This is a genomic window from Flavobacterium sp. BFFFF1 (assembly GCF_002256285.1).
GTDB lineage: Bacteria > Bacteroidota > Bacteroidia > Flavobacteriales > Flavobacteriaceae > Flavobacterium.
In genome coordinates this window covers 48,784-66,896 of the sequence record NZ_NKJE01000001.1, presented here as the reverse complement: position 1 = coordinate 66,896, position 18,113 = coordinate 48,784, and the positions used below count along the sequence as shown (strand labels likewise).

At 42.2% G+C, this 18,113-nt stretch carries 13 protein-coding genes and 1 tRNA gene; 9 read left to right on the top strand and 5 right to left on the bottom strand.

Features of this window, described 5'->3' with window-relative positions; genetic code table 11:
• The first annotated feature begins 137 nt into the window (after nucleotides 1-137).
• The 5 genes from CFE23_RS00245 (at nucleotide 138) to CFE23_RS00225 (ending at nucleotide 11,758) form a co-directional block, all read left to right on the top strand.
• On the top strand, nucleotides 138-3,077 hold the full coding sequence (locus tag CFE23_RS00245) for a SusC/RagA family TonB-linked outer membrane protein (RefSeq protein WP_291082283.1): 2,940 nt from the start codon (nucleotides 138-140) through the stop codon (nucleotides 3,075-3,077).
• Between the two features lie 10 nt (nucleotides 3,078-3,087).
• The gene (locus CFE23_RS00240) at nucleotides 3,088-4,701 is read left to right on the top strand and encodes a RagB/SusD family nutrient uptake outer membrane protein (protein ID WP_291082280.1); all 1,614 of its coding nucleotides are present in this window, start codon (nucleotides 3,088-3,090) and stop codon (nucleotides 4,699-4,701) included.
• A gap of 23 nt (nucleotides 4,702-4,724) precedes the next feature.
• Complete coding sequence (locus CFE23_RS00235; protein WP_291082277.1) at nucleotides 4,725-5,843, top strand: SusE domain-containing protein; 1,119 nt, start codon at nucleotides 4,725-4,727, stop codon at nucleotides 5,841-5,843.
• A 60-nt stretch (nucleotides 5,844-5,903) separates the two neighbouring features.
• The gene (locus tag CFE23_RS00230; protein ID WP_291082275.1) at nucleotides 5,904-8,846 is read left to right on the top strand and encodes an alpha-amylase family glycosyl hydrolase; all 2,943 of its coding nucleotides are present in this window, start codon (nucleotides 5,904-5,906) and stop codon (nucleotides 8,844-8,846) included.
• A gap of 98 nt (nucleotides 8,847-8,944) precedes the next feature.
• Complete coding sequence (locus CFE23_RS00225) at nucleotides 8,945-11,758, top strand: AsmA-like C-terminal region-containing protein (protein ID WP_291082272.1); 2,814 nt, start codon at nucleotides 8,945-8,947, stop codon at nucleotides 11,756-11,758.
• Between the two features lie 38 nt (nucleotides 11,759-11,796).
• Here CFE23_RS00225 and CFE23_RS00220 read toward each other — a convergent pair whose 3' ends face one another.
• The 5 genes from CFE23_RS00220 to CFE23_RS00200 all read right to left on the bottom strand — a co-directional run bounded on the left by CFE23_RS00220 (nucleotide 11,797) and on the right by CFE23_RS00200 (nucleotide 15,251).
• Nucleotides 11,797-13,359, bottom strand: a complete 1,563-nt coding sequence (locus tag CFE23_RS00220) for a hypothetical protein (RefSeq protein ID WP_291082269.1) — start codon at nucleotides 13,357-13,359, stop codon at nucleotides 11,797-11,799.
• Nucleotides 13,360-13,484: 125 nt separating this feature from the next.
• On the bottom strand, nucleotides 13,485-13,877 hold the full coding sequence (locus CFE23_RS00215; protein WP_291082266.1) for a biopolymer transporter ExbD: 393 nt from the start codon (nucleotides 13,875-13,877) through the stop codon (nucleotides 13,485-13,487).
• Entirely contained in the window at nucleotides 13,867-14,586 is a 720-nt protein-coding gene (locus CFE23_RS00210) for a MotA/TolQ/ExbB proton channel family protein (protein WP_291082263.1), read from the bottom strand. The genes CFE23_RS00215 and CFE23_RS00210 overlap by 11 nt, the downstream gene beginning before the upstream one ends.
• Before the next feature lie 260 nt (nucleotides 14,587-14,846).
• Nucleotides 14,847-15,131, bottom strand: a complete 285-nt coding sequence (locus tag CFE23_RS00205; protein ID WP_291082260.1) for a GIY-YIG nuclease family protein — start codon at nucleotides 15,129-15,131, stop codon at nucleotides 14,847-14,849.
• Nucleotides 15,132-15,178: 47 nt separating this feature from the next.
• Nucleotides 15,179-15,251 (bottom strand) — tRNA-Phe (locus CFE23_RS00200).
• A 98-nt stretch (nucleotides 15,252-15,349) separates the two neighbouring features.
• On the opposite strand from CFE23_RS00200, the gene CFE23_RS00195 reads away from it, so the two are divergent.
• The 4 genes from CFE23_RS00195 to CFE23_RS00180 are packed head-to-tail and all read left to right on the top strand — an operon-like array spanning nucleotide 15,350 to nucleotide 18,112.
• Nucleotides 15,350-16,084 (top strand): type III pantothenate kinase, encoded by a 735-nt coding sequence (locus CFE23_RS00195; RefSeq protein ID WP_291082257.1) that lies wholly within the window; start codon nucleotides 15,350-15,352, stop codon nucleotides 16,082-16,084.
• A complete protein-coding gene (locus CFE23_RS00190) occupies nucleotides 16,077-17,324 on the top strand; it encodes a hypothetical protein (RefSeq protein ID WP_291082253.1) in 1,248 nt (415 codons plus the stop codon). Before CFE23_RS00195 ends, CFE23_RS00190 begins: the two co-directional genes overlap by 8 nt.
• 23 nt (nucleotides 17,325-17,347) lie before the next feature.
• Entirely contained in the window at nucleotides 17,348-17,914 is a 567-nt protein-coding gene (gene lptC, locus CFE23_RS00185; protein ID WP_291082249.1) for an LPS export ABC transporter periplasmic protein LptC, read from the top strand.
• 3 nt (nucleotides 17,915-17,917) lie between these two features.
• Nucleotides 17,918-18,112 carry a hypothetical protein gene (locus tag CFE23_RS00180; protein WP_291082246.1) on the top strand — a complete coding sequence of 65 codons (195 nt, stop codon included), beginning with the start codon at nucleotides 17,918-17,920 and terminating at the stop codon, nucleotides 18,110-18,112.
• Nucleotide 18,113: the final 1 nt, after the last annotated feature.

The window sequence follows — 18,113 nt, the reverse complement described above, 5'->3', positions numbered from 1 at the left end:
AGGAAAGTTTTCAACACGAAAACGTTTTCGGCAGGTAATAAAACGGCCAACATTTTTTTTTACCGCATTTTTACATAATTTTAACATTCGAAGCAATAAATCCAAGCAAAAACTCAATTTTAACTTAAACAAAATGTATGAAAACAATTTACAAAAAGTTGTTAATTTTTTTACTACTACTGCCGATTGCTGCCTTCGCTCAGGGCACGCTGAGTGGTAAGGTTACTGACCAGGCGTCAGGCCAGCCACTCCCGGGAGTAAATGTAGTTATTCAGGGTACCCAGAACGGTACTTCGACAGACATGGATGGTAATTTCAGTCTCTCAAATGTGAAGCGCGGCGACAAGCTGGTGTTTTCGTTTGTGGGGTATAAGGAAGTCGTCCAAAACTATGACGGACAAAAATCCGTATCTGTCGTAATGCAAGAGAAGGCGAGTGATTTACAGGAAGTTGTGGTCCAGGTCGGTTACGGTAGCGTAAAGAAAAAAGACGCCACTGGATCTGTCACGACTGTTTCCGAAAAAGACTTCAACAGAGGTGCAAACGTTACTACTGAGAACCTGCTGAATGGTAGGGTTGCCGGTTTGACAGTTAACACCAGCGGTGCTCCTGGTTCTGGTTCTGAGATCAGGATCCGCGGCGGTAGTTCGCTGTTTGCAAGTAACGATCCGCTTATCGTAATCGATGGATTGCCAATTGTGAACACTACCAATACGGGTTCTACTTCTTTTCTAGCTTCACTTAACCCAAGTACAGTTGAGTCGATTACGGTTTTAAAAGATGCATCAGCGACCGCCATTTATGGTTCACGTGCGGCAAATGGAGTAATTATAGTTACTACTAAAAAGGGTGGAAAGAACCTTTCTTTTGAGTATAATTTCCAATATGGATCAGGTAAACTGGTGAAAACCGTTGACGTTTTTAGTGGTGATCAATATCGCGCGCTGATAGCTGACAGACTTCCGGCAAAAGTAGCTTCATTGGGTACCGCCAATACAGACTGGCAGGATGCTATTTACAGAAGAACAGATTTAGTCGACCAAAGTGCTACATTGAGAGGGAATCTTTTCAAAACAATTCCAACAAGGTTAACAATTGGAAGAACTTATCAGGAAGGTTTAAGGCTTACAAATGAGTTTACCAGAAATACAGTCGGACTTTCTATGAATCCTTCGTTTTTTGACAACCATTTGAAATTGAGGGTCAATGCTAATTATTCAAATGAAACCAGTAGGTTTGCGGATGGTGTTGAAGGAACCGCGATTGGTTTTGATCCAACGCAACCTATATATGATCCAACATCACCTTACGGTGGTTTCTTCCAGTACCGTTCAGGTGACGGAACATTGGACGGATCGACATTGTCTCCAAACGTTTCAAGAAATCCAGTAGCACAATTGCTGCAAACTTTTGACACGGGTAGAAACAACAGGACTTTCGGAAACATTGAATTAGACTACAAATTGCATTTCTTCCCGGACTTAAGGGTAGTAGTAAACGGTGGATTTGATGAGTCAAATGGCGAAAGAAGAAAATTGATGGGTAGGGATGCTGGCTCGGCGCCAAGTAATGCCAACAAACCTTTTGGTAAAAATGAGCTCGATTTGGGACTTCAAAGAAATAAGCTGCTTGATACGTATTTTGTTTATAATAAAGGCATCAATGACTTTAATTTTGAGCTTACAGTTGGGCATTCGTACCAAAAGTTCCAGGAGCAATACTTATACCAAGGAAATATTCTGGATCCGAATTTGTCGGATCAGTTTCCAGAGGCTGATATCAAGACTGACGTAGTATTGATCGCTTATTTTGCCAGAACAAACCTCAGTTACAAAGATTTTCTTTTAACCTTATCATACAGACGAGATGGTACTTCGAGGTTCGATAACAACAATCGTTGGGGTAATTTCCCTGCTGCAGCTTTTGCATGGAAACTAAAAGATGCGCTGTTCAAAAGCAGTACTGCGATATCAGACCTTAAGCTTAGGTTAGGATATGGAATTACAGGTCAGCAAAACTTCCCTGAACCAAACGCATACCTTCAGAAGTATAATACCGGTAGCGGTACTTCGCAGTATTATTTTGGGCCAGGTCCTATTCCTATTGGAATTGCGGCGCGTATTAGTCCAGACTTGAAATGGGAGGAGACTACAACTTACAATGCAGGAATCGATTTCGGTTTTGCAAATAACAGGTTTACGGGTAGCGTAGATGCTTTTTACAAAGACACTAAAGACCTTTTAGTTGATGCGGCTATCCCTGACGGAAGCAATACTTCCAACCGGGCGTATCAAAATATAGGAAGCTTTACAACAAAAGGTATTGAGCTTACACTTAATGCAAATGTTATTAAAACAGACCGTTTTAACTGGAATGTAAACTTTAACGCTACAACTTTCCAAAGAAAAATTACTGAATTAGCATACCACTCTGATATCCTCACTGGAGGAGATGTTGCAGGAACAGGGTCTCCTGTGCTAATCTTCAGTGAAGGTTACACGCCTTACTCTTTCTATGTATTCAAACAGCTTTACGATGCAAACAACAAGCCTATCGAGGGAGCGTATGCAGACTTAAACGGCGACGGAATCAAAAATGACGATGACCGTTATATTTACAAAAATCAAGATCCGGACCTTACATTAGGCTTTGCCTCAACGATGAATGTCGGCAATCTTGATTTCTCTTTTAATTTGAGGGCAAGTATTGGAAATCATGTTTTCAACGGTGTAAATGCAAGTCAGGCACAATATGCGTTGCTGCAAAATGGTGCGGCATTAAATAACCTGCCATCTTCCGTTCTTGATACAGATTTTACAACAACCTCGAATGTACTGCATTCCGATATATTTGTAGAAAATGCCTCTTTTTTGAGAATGGACAATATTACTTTGGGATATACTTTTCCAAAATGGCTTGAAGGAAAAGCTTCATTAAGGTTATCAGCCGGCGTTCAAAATGCGTTCGTATTGACAAAATACAGCGGATTGGATCCGGAAATCACCAACAATGGGCTGGACAAAACAATTTATCCGAGACAGCGGTCAATCCTGTTTGGAGCTAATGTAAAATTTTAATTAAAAAACTATGAAAAAAATTAATTTTAACTTTCTCTACATTCTGATGCTGTTTACGGCATTCATATCCTGCACGGATGAGATGAATGTAGTGTCGGAAGACGACGATGTCGTTTCACCGGAAATCCTGTTTAGTACGCCGCAGGGCTACAGACAAGCACTTTCCGGAGTGTATGGTAACCTTTGCCTCACTGGTACGGGTGATTCTGGATCTTCGATATTGCAAGGTATCGATGCAGGAACGAGTAATTTTGGAAGATGTCTTTGGTATTTGCAGGACTTAACGACAGATGAGGCCATCTGGAGTTATGAAAATGATGCCGGAACCAGAGAATTACAGCGAACAATCTGGACGCCGGACAATCCACTTCTTTTAGGGATGTTTAGCCGTACGATGGTTGAAGTTGCGCTGGCGAACAGCTTTCTATATCAGACATCTGATGAAAAAGTGGCGCAAAGAGGAGTGACAGATGCTACACTTTTAGCAAATATTAAAGACTATCGCAATGAAGCACGGGCTTTAAGGGCTTATGCTTACTACATGATGATGGATCTTTTTGGGAAAGCGCCGTTTGTGACTGAAAACGATCCTACTAATTTTGCTGGACCGCAATATGACCGCGCGCAGTTGTTTGCTTTCATAGAAAGTGAATTGAATGAGGTAATCCCTAACCTTAAAGCAGCCAGAACAAATGAATATGGAAGGATTGATAAGGCGTTTGGCCAAATGGTTCTTGCAAAAATGTATCTGAACGCGGAAGTATATATTCAACAGGACAGATACAGTGACTGTGTTGCAAAATGTAGTGAAATCATCGCCAGTGGTTATGGATTAAAACCGAATTATCTTGATAATTTCAAAGCGGATAACAACACGTCAGAGGAAATGATTTTTACATTACAGTCTGATGGTAGTGTGACACAAAACTATGGTGCTACAACGATGATCATCAATGGTCAGATTGGTGACTGGGAATCAAATGGATCCGAGTTTGGCGTTGGAGGCTGGGGTGGTGCTATTCGTGTGAGAAAGCAGCTGGTACAGAAGTTCGACGGTGGGGACTTTGATTTTGACGCCAGAAAAACTTTTGGGACGGGGGTTGCCGGTAACGACAATCAACAAAGAAGCATTGATATTAGCGATATCTCCGTAAAAACCCAGGGTTATATTTTGAATAAATGGTCAAACAAGACGTCTGCCGGACAGTCGGGCCCAAGTACAACGTTCGTAAATACAGACTTTCCATTGTTTAGGCTTGCGGATGTGTACCTGATGTATGCAGAAGCCACACTAAGAGGTGGAAATGGTACTGCTGCACAAGCATTGGCTTATGTAAACGAAATCAGGGAACGCGCTAATGGTGGATCAAACGTTGGAAATATCACTTCAGGACAGCTTACACTCGATTTTATTCTTGATGAGAGAGCTCGTGAACTTCACTGGGAATCGCACAGAAGACAAGATTTGATTCGTTTCGGGAAATTTGCCGGAGGGACTTATAACTGGGCGTGGAAAGGAAATGCGGCTAATGGAATTGCAATTTCCCCGAATTTAAAAGTTTTCCCTATTCCAACGGCGTCCCTTAATGCTAACAGAAACTTAACTCAAAATACAGGTTACTAAACTTCAAATAAAAACTTAAAAAGATGAAAAATACATTTAAAATTTTAGCTGCATTTATCATGATCTCCGGATTGTGGTCTTGCGCTAGCGAAGATAATTTCATGATTGCTGAGCCACAGGCAAACGCTTTTGCAATCTTAACGCCTGATTCAGGAAGTGCTGTCACTATAACTGAAACGACCCCGGCAGACAATACTGCCCTTACTTTAACATGGGAAGGTGTTGACTACGGCACACCGACTGCAGTAAATTACACTGTTGAATTTGCTCTTAACGGAACCGATTTTGCTACTCCAACCGTAATCACTACTGTTCCTGCTACCCGTTATGCAATGACGTTTGCTGATTTGGATGCTAAAGCAAAAGCTTTGGTGGTAACTCCTGATGCGCCTTACAATGGTGACCCTATCGCTATTGATGTGAGAATTAAATCATCAATAGGTACAACTGCTTCCGAAGAGAAATATTCTGAAGTTACCACTGTTGTAGTGAATTCGTTTATTCCTACAGTGCCACCAGTACTTGAAAAAAGAGAATTGTATTTTGTTGGACCCGCTTCATCGGCAGGTTGGAACAACAACAACGATAATATGCCAATGTTCAGGGATGCCAATAATGACGACCTTTATGTTTACACCGGTAAATTTGTTGCAGACCAATTTAAATTGTTAGAGAAAAAAGGACAATGGCAGCCACAATGGGGTATCAGTGGTGGTATTCTTGCAGTGAACGACGGAACGGGTTCTGATCCAGACCCATTCGTTGCTTCTGGAAACGGGTATTACACATTTACGGTAGATGTTGCGAACAATACGTTTGATATGACGCCATTTGCCGGAAATACTGCTACGACTATCCCAACAATTGGAATCATCGGTGATGGTACTGCAGGTGGATGGGATACAGATACGGACATGACTCAAAGTTCATTTGACCCGCATGTATGGAAAATTACGGCAACGCTTGTAGACGGGTTCATGAAATTCCGTGCAAATAATGACTGGCCTGTAAACTGGGGAAGCGGGACAGCAACCAGTGGAGTAGGCGTTCAGGATGGGTCTAATATTCCAGTTACTGCTGGAACTTACGATATCTGGTTCAATGACCTTGATGGAAGGTATTTGTTGATACCACAGCAATAAAAAATAAAAACTTTAAGAGGGCTGTCTTCGGATGGCCCTTTTTATCTTAAATCTACATCTATGAAAAAGATTTACCTGCTGGCCTGTATCTTGGGTCTTTTTGGCTTTAAGGGATTTTCCCAGGTCACCATCACGCCAAGTGTGTTTAACACGACAGATCAAATTACCATCACGGTATCGTTTGCGTCTGCGACCTGTAATACCATGACTGCCAACCCTGCAAAAGTGTATATGCATGCCGGGATAGGCGATGATGCGAATGCCTTCGGATATTCGGTTGTTGGGACTTGGGGCGCTGACAATGGTGTTGGGCAAATGACGAACAACGGCAATGGCACATACAGTATCACCATTACACCAAGTACATATTTTAACCTGAATGCCACGCAACAGTCAAATGCTACAAAAATGGGAATGGTTTTCCGAAATCCTAATGGTGGCCAAACCCGCAAGAATCCTGCAAATTCCTGTGGCGATTTTATTTTCAACGTCGGCTCATTCCAAGCCACGTTAAATACACCTGCTGTTAATAGCACTACAATTATAAACTCTGGGGGAAGCCTTAACATCACCGCATCCAATACGAACGGGAATGCCAGCTATGTACTGAAATCGAACGGCAGCGTGATCAATACAAATTCTGCAACTGCTTCATACGCTTTTAACCATACCAACATCACTGCCAACCAATCATATTCACTTGAGATTACCCAGGGCGCCTCTACAATCGTAAAGAATTTTGAGGTACTCGTAAATCCGGGTGTGGTAACTGCAGCAGTTCCTTTAGGAATGGAAGATGGTATCAATTACAATGCGTCTGATACATCAAAGGCAACCTTAGTGCTTACGGCACCGGGCAAGGATTTTGTGTATTTGGCGGGAAGCTTCAACAACTGGCAGCCTGATACCTCTTATGCCATGAAGAAAGATCCGGATTTTGCTAACAATGGTAAGTTGTGGATTGAGGTTAGCGGACTCACACCAGGTGTAAATTACACGTATCAGTATTGGGTTGTAGACACGACTCCGATGACAAATTCACCGGCATTGGTCAAAACAGCTGACCCGTTTTCGACGTTGGTTGTAAATCCGTACGATGATCCTTACATTCCAGCATCCACCTATCCAAATATGCCTGCTTATCCCGCCGGACAAAGCAGGGATGTTACCGTATTGCAGACTGGTCAGGCACCTTATAACTGGCAGGTTACCAATTTCGCCAAACCTAAAAAAGAGGATTTGGTAGTTTATGAAGTACTGGTTAGGGATTTTGATGCAAACAGGAACTACCAATCTCTGATTGATAGAATTGATTATTTCAAGAACCTGCACATTAATGCAATTGAGTTAATGCCTGTCATGGAATTTGAAGGCAACGAAAGCTGGGGGTACAATACCTCATTCCACATGGCCCTTGATAAATTTTATGGCACATCGACGAAGTTTAAGGAACTGATTGATCTGTGTCATCAAAACGGAATCGCGGTAATTCTTGACGTTGCTTTGAACCATGCATTCGGAAGAAATCCTATGGTACGCATGTGGATGAAAGATCCGGATGGGGACGGATGGGGAGATGCAAGCTCAGAAAATCCGTACTTCAATGAATTTGCGAAACATAGCTACAGCGTAGGAAATGATTTCAATCACTCGTCCGCTTATACCAAAGCTTACGTAAAGCGGGTAATCAAGCAATGGATTAAAGAGTATAAAATCGACGGTTTCCGTTGGGATCTGACGAAAGGTTTTACCCAGGCTTGTAGTGGTGGGGATGATACCTGCACCAATCAGTCGCAACCTGACCGCATCGCCATTCTGAAAAATTATGCAGACTATGCTTGGGATGGTGACGTACCGTTCAATCCGAACAATTCAAATTCATTTAGCGGTGATCCAAGCCACTATGCTATTTTTGAACACTTGGGATCTGACTCGGAAGAGCAACAATGGGCAAACTATCGTATCAACGAAACACCAAGCAAAGGGGTGATGATGTGGGGCGAAATGACCTACGCGTATACACAGCTTATCGAAGGATATGCTACCGGAGCAGACATTAGCAGGATCGGGAACACCGCACATGGATTCACTGCGAAAAGGGTAATGGGTTATCCTGAAAGCCATGATAAAGAGCGCATGATATACAGCGCAATGAAATATGGATTGAGTACAGGAACATCTCCGGTGCTGAATAACCTAAATAATTCGCTTACAAGGATGTCATCGATTGCAGCCATTTCCCTTTTGGTCCCAGGGCCGAAAATGATGTGGCACTTCGCTGAACTAGGATACGACGATTCGATTTATACCTGTAATAACGGTACGGTGAATACAGAGTCCGATGCCACAACAGGCGATTGTAAACTCGACACCAAACCACAGGAGCAGTGGACGAATAACTGGTTAAACGTCACAGAGCGTGCGCAGGTTTACAATAACTATTCACGACTGATCGCGCTGAAAATCAATGAGCCGGTATTCGAAGGTTCTTACACCGTCAGCCCTGATGGGAGTAATAACCTGAAACAAAGGATTTATATTTTCGACAATGCGCTGCCGTCAACGTCCCTGAAGAATGTGGTGGTGTTGACAAATTTCAATACCATCAGCCAGACTGTGACCGCAAATTTTCCATATACAGGTACATGGTACAACCTGATGGACAACAGTTCTGTGAATGTGACGAATACCGCCATAGCACTAACGATTCCGGCAGGCTCGTTCCGTGTCTACGGGAACAAACAAGCATTGCTGAACGTTGATGATATTCAGGAAACCAGAATCAGCCTGTCGCCAAACCCGACTTCTGATTACTTTATGCTGGATGCTGAAACGAGCAGTGTACAAATTTTTTCCATTACCGGGCAGTTGGTAAAATCGTTCCAAAACAATTTTACAAACGCGTCCACGTTTAACATTAGTGACCTTAATAAAGGAGTCTACATTGTGAAAGCCCTTGACAGCAACCGTCGTGAGGCGACCATGAAACTCCTCAAACAATAATTGAATTAGTTGTTTATTATTAAAAGGCCTTTCTTTGCGGAAAGGTCTTTTTTTTATTCGGAGATTTTTGGTTAATTGCATAAAATAAACAAGTGTACATGAGAACAGAATTCAAGAAGGCAGCCCTTAAAACCGCAAAGTGGTTTGGCATTACTTTAGCATCATTATTACTACTGCTTTTCCTGCTGCCGATCATTTTTCCGGGCACCGTCGCTGAACAAATTAAAACTTTTGCGAATAAGAAGATAGATGGCGAACTCAACTTTTCTAAATCCAGGTTGTCGTTTTTTAACCACTTTCCTTCCTTAACAGTAACCTTGTATGATTTTTCATTAAAAGGTTCAGCGCCCTATAAAAACGACACACTTGTGGCGGCAGAGGAAGTTGCATTTGGCATTAACCTCAAAAGGCTCATTTTTGATAATGAGGTGCGCATCGATAAGATTTTCCTCTCGGAGTCTTTTGTAAACGTAAAAATCAATGAAAAAGGGCAGGCCAATTACAATGTATACATCAGCGATTCAAAAAAAGCACCAGATACGATTTCAAATACGTCGGTGAAACTTGAAAAGATTGATATCAGCAACTGCCATCTGCGGTACGAAGACAAATCGTTGAAGATGCTTGTCAATGCCAACGGGTTCAACTACCTCGGAAAAGGCGACCTGAGTAAATCAATATTTGATTTAAAAAGTGAGGCCGAAATTGATTCAATCGATTTTGTATACGACAACAAATCATATCTGCTTCGAAAGAAAATCACTGCCGACCTTATTACCAGTATCAACACCAATTCGCTGGCCTTTCAGTTCCAGAAAAATGATCTCGTCGTGAATAAACTTCCCATCAAGTTCAAAGGGAAGTTGAACATCCTGAAAAGCGGTTATGCGATTGACTTTGAAGCCAATTCAATCAACAGCAACCTTCGGGATTTGTTTACGGCGTTGCCCCCGGAATATGTCGCCTGGTTGGATAAGACAGATGTAAAGGGTAAAATTGACCTAAAACTCGCCTTCAAGGGGAATTACAATGCGGCTGCGAATCAAAATCCTACCTTATCTTTTGGGATGAAGATTGATGAAGGGTACATTCAATACAATAAAGCGCCTTTTCCGGCTTCGGATATCAGGATGAATTTCCTCGCCGTTCTTCCTTCGATGGATACAGACCGGCTGCGTGTGAGATTGGATTCGCTCCATTTCAATTTGGGCAAAGACGCGCTTCATGCTTATGTCGACATCAGTGGCTTAAGCAAGCCCAGAATCAAGGCATCTGTCAAAGCGGGCATGGATCTTGAAAAACTGGACCAGGCTTTGGGGCTTTCGACGATCGATCTAAAAGGAAGGCTGGATGCCGATGTGGTTTCTAACGGCGTTTATGATCCGGATAAAAAAACATTTCCCGTCACTAAAGGGAAGGTATTGTTGCGCAACGGTTACTTAAAAACGTCTTATTATCCAAATCCGATTACGGATATCAACCTGGATCTGAATGCGCTGAACACAACTGGCAGTTACCAAAGTACTACTGTTTCTATTAAGCCCGCTGCATTCACTTTTGAAGGGAAGCCGTTTAGTGTAGACGCATCTTTTACCGATTTCAATGATGTAGCGTATGATATCAAGGCCAAAGGCACCATCGATGTCGGACGTATTTACAAAGTTTTTTCCCAGCAGGGCATCGATGTCACCGGATTTATCAAGGCGGATTTACACCTTAAAGGAAAACAGAGTTACGCCACAAATGGCCAATACGCGAAACTTGACAATAGCGGCACCTTGTTAATCCGGAATATAAAGGCCACTTCAGACCAATTCCCAAAGCCGTTCCGAATCAGTGAGGGAGCGTTTACCTTCACTCGGGAGAAAATGAACTTCGATAAATTTCTCGCAAATTACGGCCAATCCGATTTCAATGTTAACGGGCATCTTATCAATGCGATCAATTACTTTTTTGCAAAGAATGCAACACTGCACGGTAATTTCAGTGTGAAATCAAACCTCGTAAACGTCAATGATTTTATGGCGCTTGCACCAGCCGAAAAAGCGCAGACGGATCCCAGCGTAAAATCTGCGGAAGCGAAAAATCCCACCCAATCCGGAGTGGTTTTGTTGCCTGAAAACCTCGATGTGTCGCTTACCGCAAACGCCAAACAAGTGGTTTATGACAAATTAAATATTCAGGATTTAAACGGAACTGTGGGAATCAGTAAGGGCAAGTTTACAATGAAAAACGCTGGTTTTGAACTGATTGGGTGCCGGGTTGCAATCGATGCGACCTATGATGACGTGAGTCCTGTTAAAGCCGGATTTGATGTGCGCCTGAGAGCACGCGACTTTGATGTAAAGCGCGCCTACAATGAAATACAGCTTTTTCACGACCTCGTAACCGCTGCGGACAAAGCGGAAGGGATCATATCTTTGGACTATCGGCTAAATGGGACGCTTGATGGCAATATGTCGCCAATTTATCCTTCTTTGCTTGGCGAAGGAACGCTGTCGTTGCGTAAAGTGAAGATTAAGGGGCTCAGGATGTTTACTGTAATCAGCAAAAAAACCGGCTCCGACGGCGTCGATAATCCGGATTTAACACGCGTTGACATCAGGACGTCAATAAAGGACAACGTGATTTACGTACACCGTACCCGAATGGGTGTTGCCTTGTTCAGGCTGCGATTTGAAGGGAAAACCAATTTTGATGGGCAGCTGAATTTGAAGATGCGGCTCGGGTTACCGCCATTTGGCGTCATCGGAATTCCGTTCACCATTACAGGAACACAGGACAATCCAAAGATCAAAATTTTCAGCAAAAAGACGGAGGAAACAGAATCGACGGATTACAAAGGCGGTATGATTGTACCAAATAAAGCACTGAAAAGCGACCTTGAGAATGACAGCGGTGGGAAAAAATAGATGCCCTGAAAAGCGATTCTGTTAAGAAAACAAAATAATCAGATCAGGATCTTTTTCAGTCCTTCCTCGATATTACGCCAGAAGAAGTTAAAAAAGGAGGTTTTCGGGTTTCGTTTGACGGATACTGCTACGTTCTTAGTCTTGTCATGGGAATCATTTTTTACAATCAGGTTGGCAATTGCACTTTTGATCTTGCTTTTCTTACTGGGATCGTTCTTTTTATACAATGAAACTTTCAGGTCATGGTATTTTAGCGCAAAGTCGCCTTTTGAATCGACGTCATTGCCAGTGATGTTAAAATATACTTCGTCAAATATGCCTTCCTGCTTCATATTACTGTAATTTTTTGTAAACGAAACCAGGTTTTTTGTATTGAAATTCAGGATGCTTCCTTTGATGTTAAAGCCGTCATTTTTATCCATGACATTGAATTTCCAGTCGACTTTCATGGGAGATACGTTCATAAAAAGACAGTTGATGCCAATCGTTACGTCTGCCATTCGGGTATGTCCTTTGGCTCCTTTAATGTGCAACGCCGTCATGTTAAATTTACTAAAGCTGATTTTTCCCGGACCTTTCTCAAAGCTTTTTTCCTCTTCATATACAATTTCCGAATTGGTAATTTTCACCGTATCGATACGAAGTGGGAATTTGATATCCCGCAGCATTCGGTTGTAGAGTTTCGTTTTCGTAGGCCGATCTACCGGCTCTTTGCTGCGGTAAATATTCGCTTTGATTTTGTCAAGTACCAACGCGTCAGCGCTGAAGAACAACTGTTCGTCCTTAAATCCCCAAGCCATTTTACGAATGTCAAGTGACGCGGCTTTTAGCGTATACAGGTCTTTCTCGATGGGCGTTTGAGCGACAAATTGCCGGCGTGTCATCTCGGGAACCATTTCAAAATTGGTTAGGCTCAGGCCTTCGTTTTCCGTTTGTATATTTTTTGCTTTGATGTAGTACACCGCATTTTTCTTAAAGTAAAGGCTGTCGCATTGGAAAGCATAGGTCTTGTAATCGAATGGGATTGTGCGTTTCAGAATGTCGTCGTTGACGGTAATGCCTTCAAGTTTAACGTCGATATTCGCCGCATTCAGTACTGGTTTGTTGTTCTTGACATAAATAATCTTCACGTCGCCGTGATGCAGGTACACGTCAGAAACCTGCACAATGGATTCAAACGGTTTTACCACTTCTGATCCGATGCTCCTGCTGTTGTTCAGGGCGTTATCGGTCTTCTTGTAGAACACGATTTTTGGCGTATTTACGGTAATACTGCGCGCCTTAATCTTATTGCTGAAAAGCACCGCCATGCTTTTAAAGTCCTTGATTTCTATTGATTCGATGCGTGCATAGATACCGGCTTTATTTGCGGTGTCCTTCAGCGCGTTCTTTGGCGTAACGCGGATGCCCTTGATCACGATGTGGCCTTCCCAGACATCGATTTTCAGGCTGTCATAAGCGATGTGATAACCCGACATGTTTTTCTCAGACAGTAATTCAGGCAATTTATTGTTGACCCATATATTAACACCTTTGTTAAGCAGGAGCAGTAGCAAAGCAAGGATGGCAACACCAATCAGGATTTTTTTGAATATATGCATCCTGCTAATGTACAGACATTAAAAGGGTTGTGTTTTATGCTTTGTATAAACGTTTCTTACAAAATTTGCCTTTACGCCATAAAAAAACCGGACTGAATCCGGTTTGTTGTTTTAAATATTAGAAGTTATTTCGAGGTGGCAATAACGAAATTCAGTTTGAGTTTCACGCCAATCTGCATAATGTCTACCAAATCCTGAACCTTATTGTCGGCTGGGACGCGTACTACGACCACTTTATCATTAGCCGCCGACGTGCGCTGTGCCAATGTGCTTTCAAGCTGGTCAAACGGAATCTCTTCCTGGTTTACAAAATATTGTTTGTTTTCTGTTACCGATAACGTGATGTGATCTTTGTTCGTTGTTTCGTTTGATTTTGCTTTCGGCAGCGTCAGCTTGATCACATTCGGATTCGCCAAAGTCGAGATAATCAGGAAAAACAAAAACAGGAAGAACATGATGTCGCTCAGTGAGGACGTCGGTATTTCCGGATGGAAGCGTTTGTTTCTCTTAATTCCCATTTTGTGGTTCGTGTATTATGTTGATAAGCTCCAGCGTTTGTTTTTGTACTTTAAGCGTGAAATTATCAATCATCATATTAAACAAATGGTACCCTGCATACGCAATGACACCCACCACAAGACCTGCTCCGGAACTGATCATTTTTTCGTAAAGTCCGCCTGAAATCGTCTGGATGTTTAAATTTCCTGAGTTGGAGATGCTGTAAAAGATCTTGATTACCCCTGAAATGGTGCCGATAAATCCAAGAATCGGTGCGATACCCGAAATAAGGCCCAGGTAACTCAGTCCCTTTTCCATTTGTGCAATTTCGACATCTGCGGTTTTATCCATAACGGACTCAATTTCGCTAATGGGGCGCCCGATAAGCGCGATGCCGCTCCGCAAAATATTTCCTGAAGCCGATGGCTGCCTGGTGCAGACCATGAGCGCATTGTCAATTTTACCCATTTTTAGGTTCATCCTGATGTCGTTAATCATCATGACGTCCTGTTTCGTGACTTTTTTGATGGACAGATAGCGTTCAATAATCACATAAATACAGAAGAACAGCAACACGATGATTGGGATGATCATCACCCCGCCTTTCAGTACAAAAGACAGGTAGGAAATTTTTTCGGTTACCGTTGCGTCAGTTGTTGCTGCGTTTGCTGCATTGGCAATCGTGTCTTTAACCGTATTGTCTTGCAGCAGGAAATTTAGGAACATCATAAAAGTCGTTGTTTTAAGGAGTGAATTAGTACGGGCCAAAAACGGCTCCCGACAAAAATAATTAAAATTTAATTTTTCGAACCATACGTCCGAAAGAATAACGGAAGTTTTTTGGATTAAGTATGGAAACCGTGGCATAGCTAAAGCGGAGCAGTCCATATTGAAAGACAAACAACTGCAAAAAACAAAAAACCCCGACAAATGTCAGGGTTTAAGTGGTACCTCCAGCCCCGAAGCTTCGGGGGAACCGGGACACATGGTTATTTTCGCTTTAAAGAGATATCGTTGAGGATCTCAGGGGAATTGATGATTTTCAAAATAAAAGTTCTGCTTTTCATTTTCTTGATAAAACGTTCTAGATACGCGGCGTGGCTTTCGTTCAGACACTCATATTCAAGTACCACTCTCCAGTCGTGAGCGATTTTGGTGAAGGCGTTGTCATAAAGGTGGTTATTTTGTTTTAATAACCTTTCAGCGACATCATAAGTTTCCCCGACATAGTATTTGTCAGCAGATTTTGAATATACAATATACAAATAATGCATGGTAAGTTTCTAAAAACAAAAAACCCCGACAAATGTCAGGGTTTAAGTGGTACCTCCAGGGATCGAACCAGGGACACATGGATTTTCAGTCCATTGCTCTACCATCTGAGCTAAGGTACCTTGCGTTAGCGGGGGCAAATATAGAACGATTTTTAATTTATCCAAAACAAATATTAAAAAAAATCAATTCGTAACTTCGCTCCCTCAAAAGGCCAGACATGATTTTAACCATCGATGCAGGGAATACAAGAATCAAAGGCGCTGTCTTTGAACAACATACTTTGGTAGACACTTTTCTTTTCGAAACCGAAACGCTTCAGGAAAAAATTTTAAAAATTTTAAATGAAAATGGAAACATCACCGATATTGTTATTGCTTCGGTAGGTAAAGCGGCCTTTGAAGAGTTTTTGATTTTCAGCGAGAGGGTGAATGTCAGGACGATTTCGCATCAAGATGTGTTCCCATTTAAAAACCTTTATGAGACTCCATTAACACTTGGGATTGACAGAATGGTGCTTGCTGCGGGCGCTGTACTTGCTTATCCAGGAGACAATAGACTCGTCATTGACGCCGGAACATGCATTACGTACGATTTTGTAAATGACCAGGACGAATACCTGGGCGGGGCAATTTCGCCGGGCATCAGGCTGCGCTATAAAGGGCTGCATCAATTTACTGCAAAACTTCCGCTGCTTGAGCGACAGGATCCTGAGAATTTTATCGGAAAATCCACAAACGAAGCGATTCACTCCGGAGTCATAAATGGTGTCCTTCATGAAATCGATGGCTTTATAGCGCAATATCAGGCGCAATGCCCAAAATTTACAATAATTTTAACGGGCGGCGATGCAGAATTTTTGGCTAAGCAATTAAAAAATACCATATTTGCCAATTCAAATTTTCTACTCGAAAGTCTGAACCATATCTTTCATTATACAAATCAAAATGATTAAAAAATTCTTAGTAAGCATTGTATTGCTTTTTTCCCTTGCAATGAGTGCACAATCAGGAACTGCTTCTCCTTATTCTTTTTACGGTATTGGTGATATCACTTTTAAAGGTGCCGCCGAAAACCGTTTTATGGGAGGTGTCAGTGTCTTTTCGGACAGTATACATTTAAACTTACAAAATCCCGCGTCTGTTGCCGGATTAAGGTTAACTACATTTACTCTGGGTGCAACAAACAGCCGTACAAAACTGATTTCAAATACCCAGGAAAGTAAGGCGTCGAGAACGTCGCTTGACTATGTTGCACTGGCTATACCGATAGGCAAAATGGCATTTTCCGCTGGATTACTGCCTTACTCTTCGGTAGGTTATCGCACACAGACCCTCGCTGAAATCGGCAGTAACGATTCCAGCCGACGTTTCGAAGGGAAAGGCGGATTGAACAAAGCTTTTGCCGGAGCGGCGTATCGGTTGAATTCAAAGTGGAATGTCGGACTGAATGCAGAATACAATTTCGGGGAAATTTCAACAATCAGTTATGAATTCCTTCCGGAAGTCCAGTTGGGTTCCAGGGAAGATAATATTTCGGAAATCAGAGGTGTTACCTTAAATACGGGCGTGATGTTCCAGTCGAAAGTCAACAAAAAATTTGATTTCTTCGGAAGTGCGACGTTTACACCACAAACCAGACTAACCCTTACGAATGCGCGTACCATTTCGACGGTGACCAGCGCCATTTCGGCAGGCACTGATAAAATTGACGTCGATGTTCCGAATACAATTGTGAACCTACCGTCAAAATTCTCTTTCGGTGCTGGTTTTGGCGTTGTAAGAAAATGGTTGTTGGGTACGGAAATCACATTCCGCCAATCCGGAAATCTCGGCAGCAGGTTCAACGACATCACAAACGTAAGTTATGAAAACTCACAGAAATATTCGTTAGGAGGCTATTTTATCCCGAATTTTAATGCATACAGCGGTTACCTTAAACGCGTGACTTACCGTGCCGGTCTGCGTTACGAGAATACAGGAATGGTGATTGCCGGAAAATCGATTGAAGATATGGCAGCCACTTTTGGATTGGGATTGCCCGTAGGGAACGGCTCTTTCTCAAATGTTAACCTTGGGGTGGAATTGGGAAGAAGGGGCACGAAAGCCGCAGGCCTGATACGCGAAAATTATGCTAACTTTACCTTAAGTCTTTCGCTAAACGACAAGTGGTTTGTGAAGAGAAGATACGATTAAACGACAATTCCCCTGAGGAACCTATGAATCATAAATTGAAAATAAAGATGGTGTTGTTGTCCTTTTTCATAATTCCGTTTTTCTGGAGTTGTGAAAGTAACTTTAAGGATGTGCAGAAGTTTTATTTTTCTGAGTTTATGCCGACGGGTGAAGCGGATACGATTAACCTGAAGTACACTGATTCCGGGAAAATCACAGCAGTATTAATGAGTCCGAGAATGCTGGATTACAGCGGCGTTAAATTTCCTTTCACAGAATTCCCGAAAGGTATCGACCTTACGCTTTACGATAAAAATGCAAAGCGGACCTTCGTGAAATCGGATTATGCCGTCAGCTTTAAAGGAACGGATATCATTGATTTACGGGGCAATGTCCGGATCAGTTCAGAAAATGGACAGCAACTGACCACGGAACAATTGTATTTTGACCAAAAGAACGAATGGTTTTTTACTGAAAAAAACTTTAAGTTTACGGATCCCAAAAGTGGGTCAACTACTGGAGAAGGGATTGATTTTAATAAAGACTTTACGCGGGTAAACTTCCAGAAAGTGAAAGGACTACTGAATGAATCTGCAAAAACTAAAATATAAATTATGGGCATTCTAAAATACACTACTTACCTTTATTTAGTCATCTGTGCATTTAGTATTTACAAGTGTATCGAGGTCTGGGATACCGGTTCTGACCAACGATGGCTCTTCCTTGTGCTGGCTGTATCATGTCTTTTCATGTTTTTCTTCCGCAGGCGTTTTATGGCGAGGATTGAGGAACGGAACCGGAGACAATAAT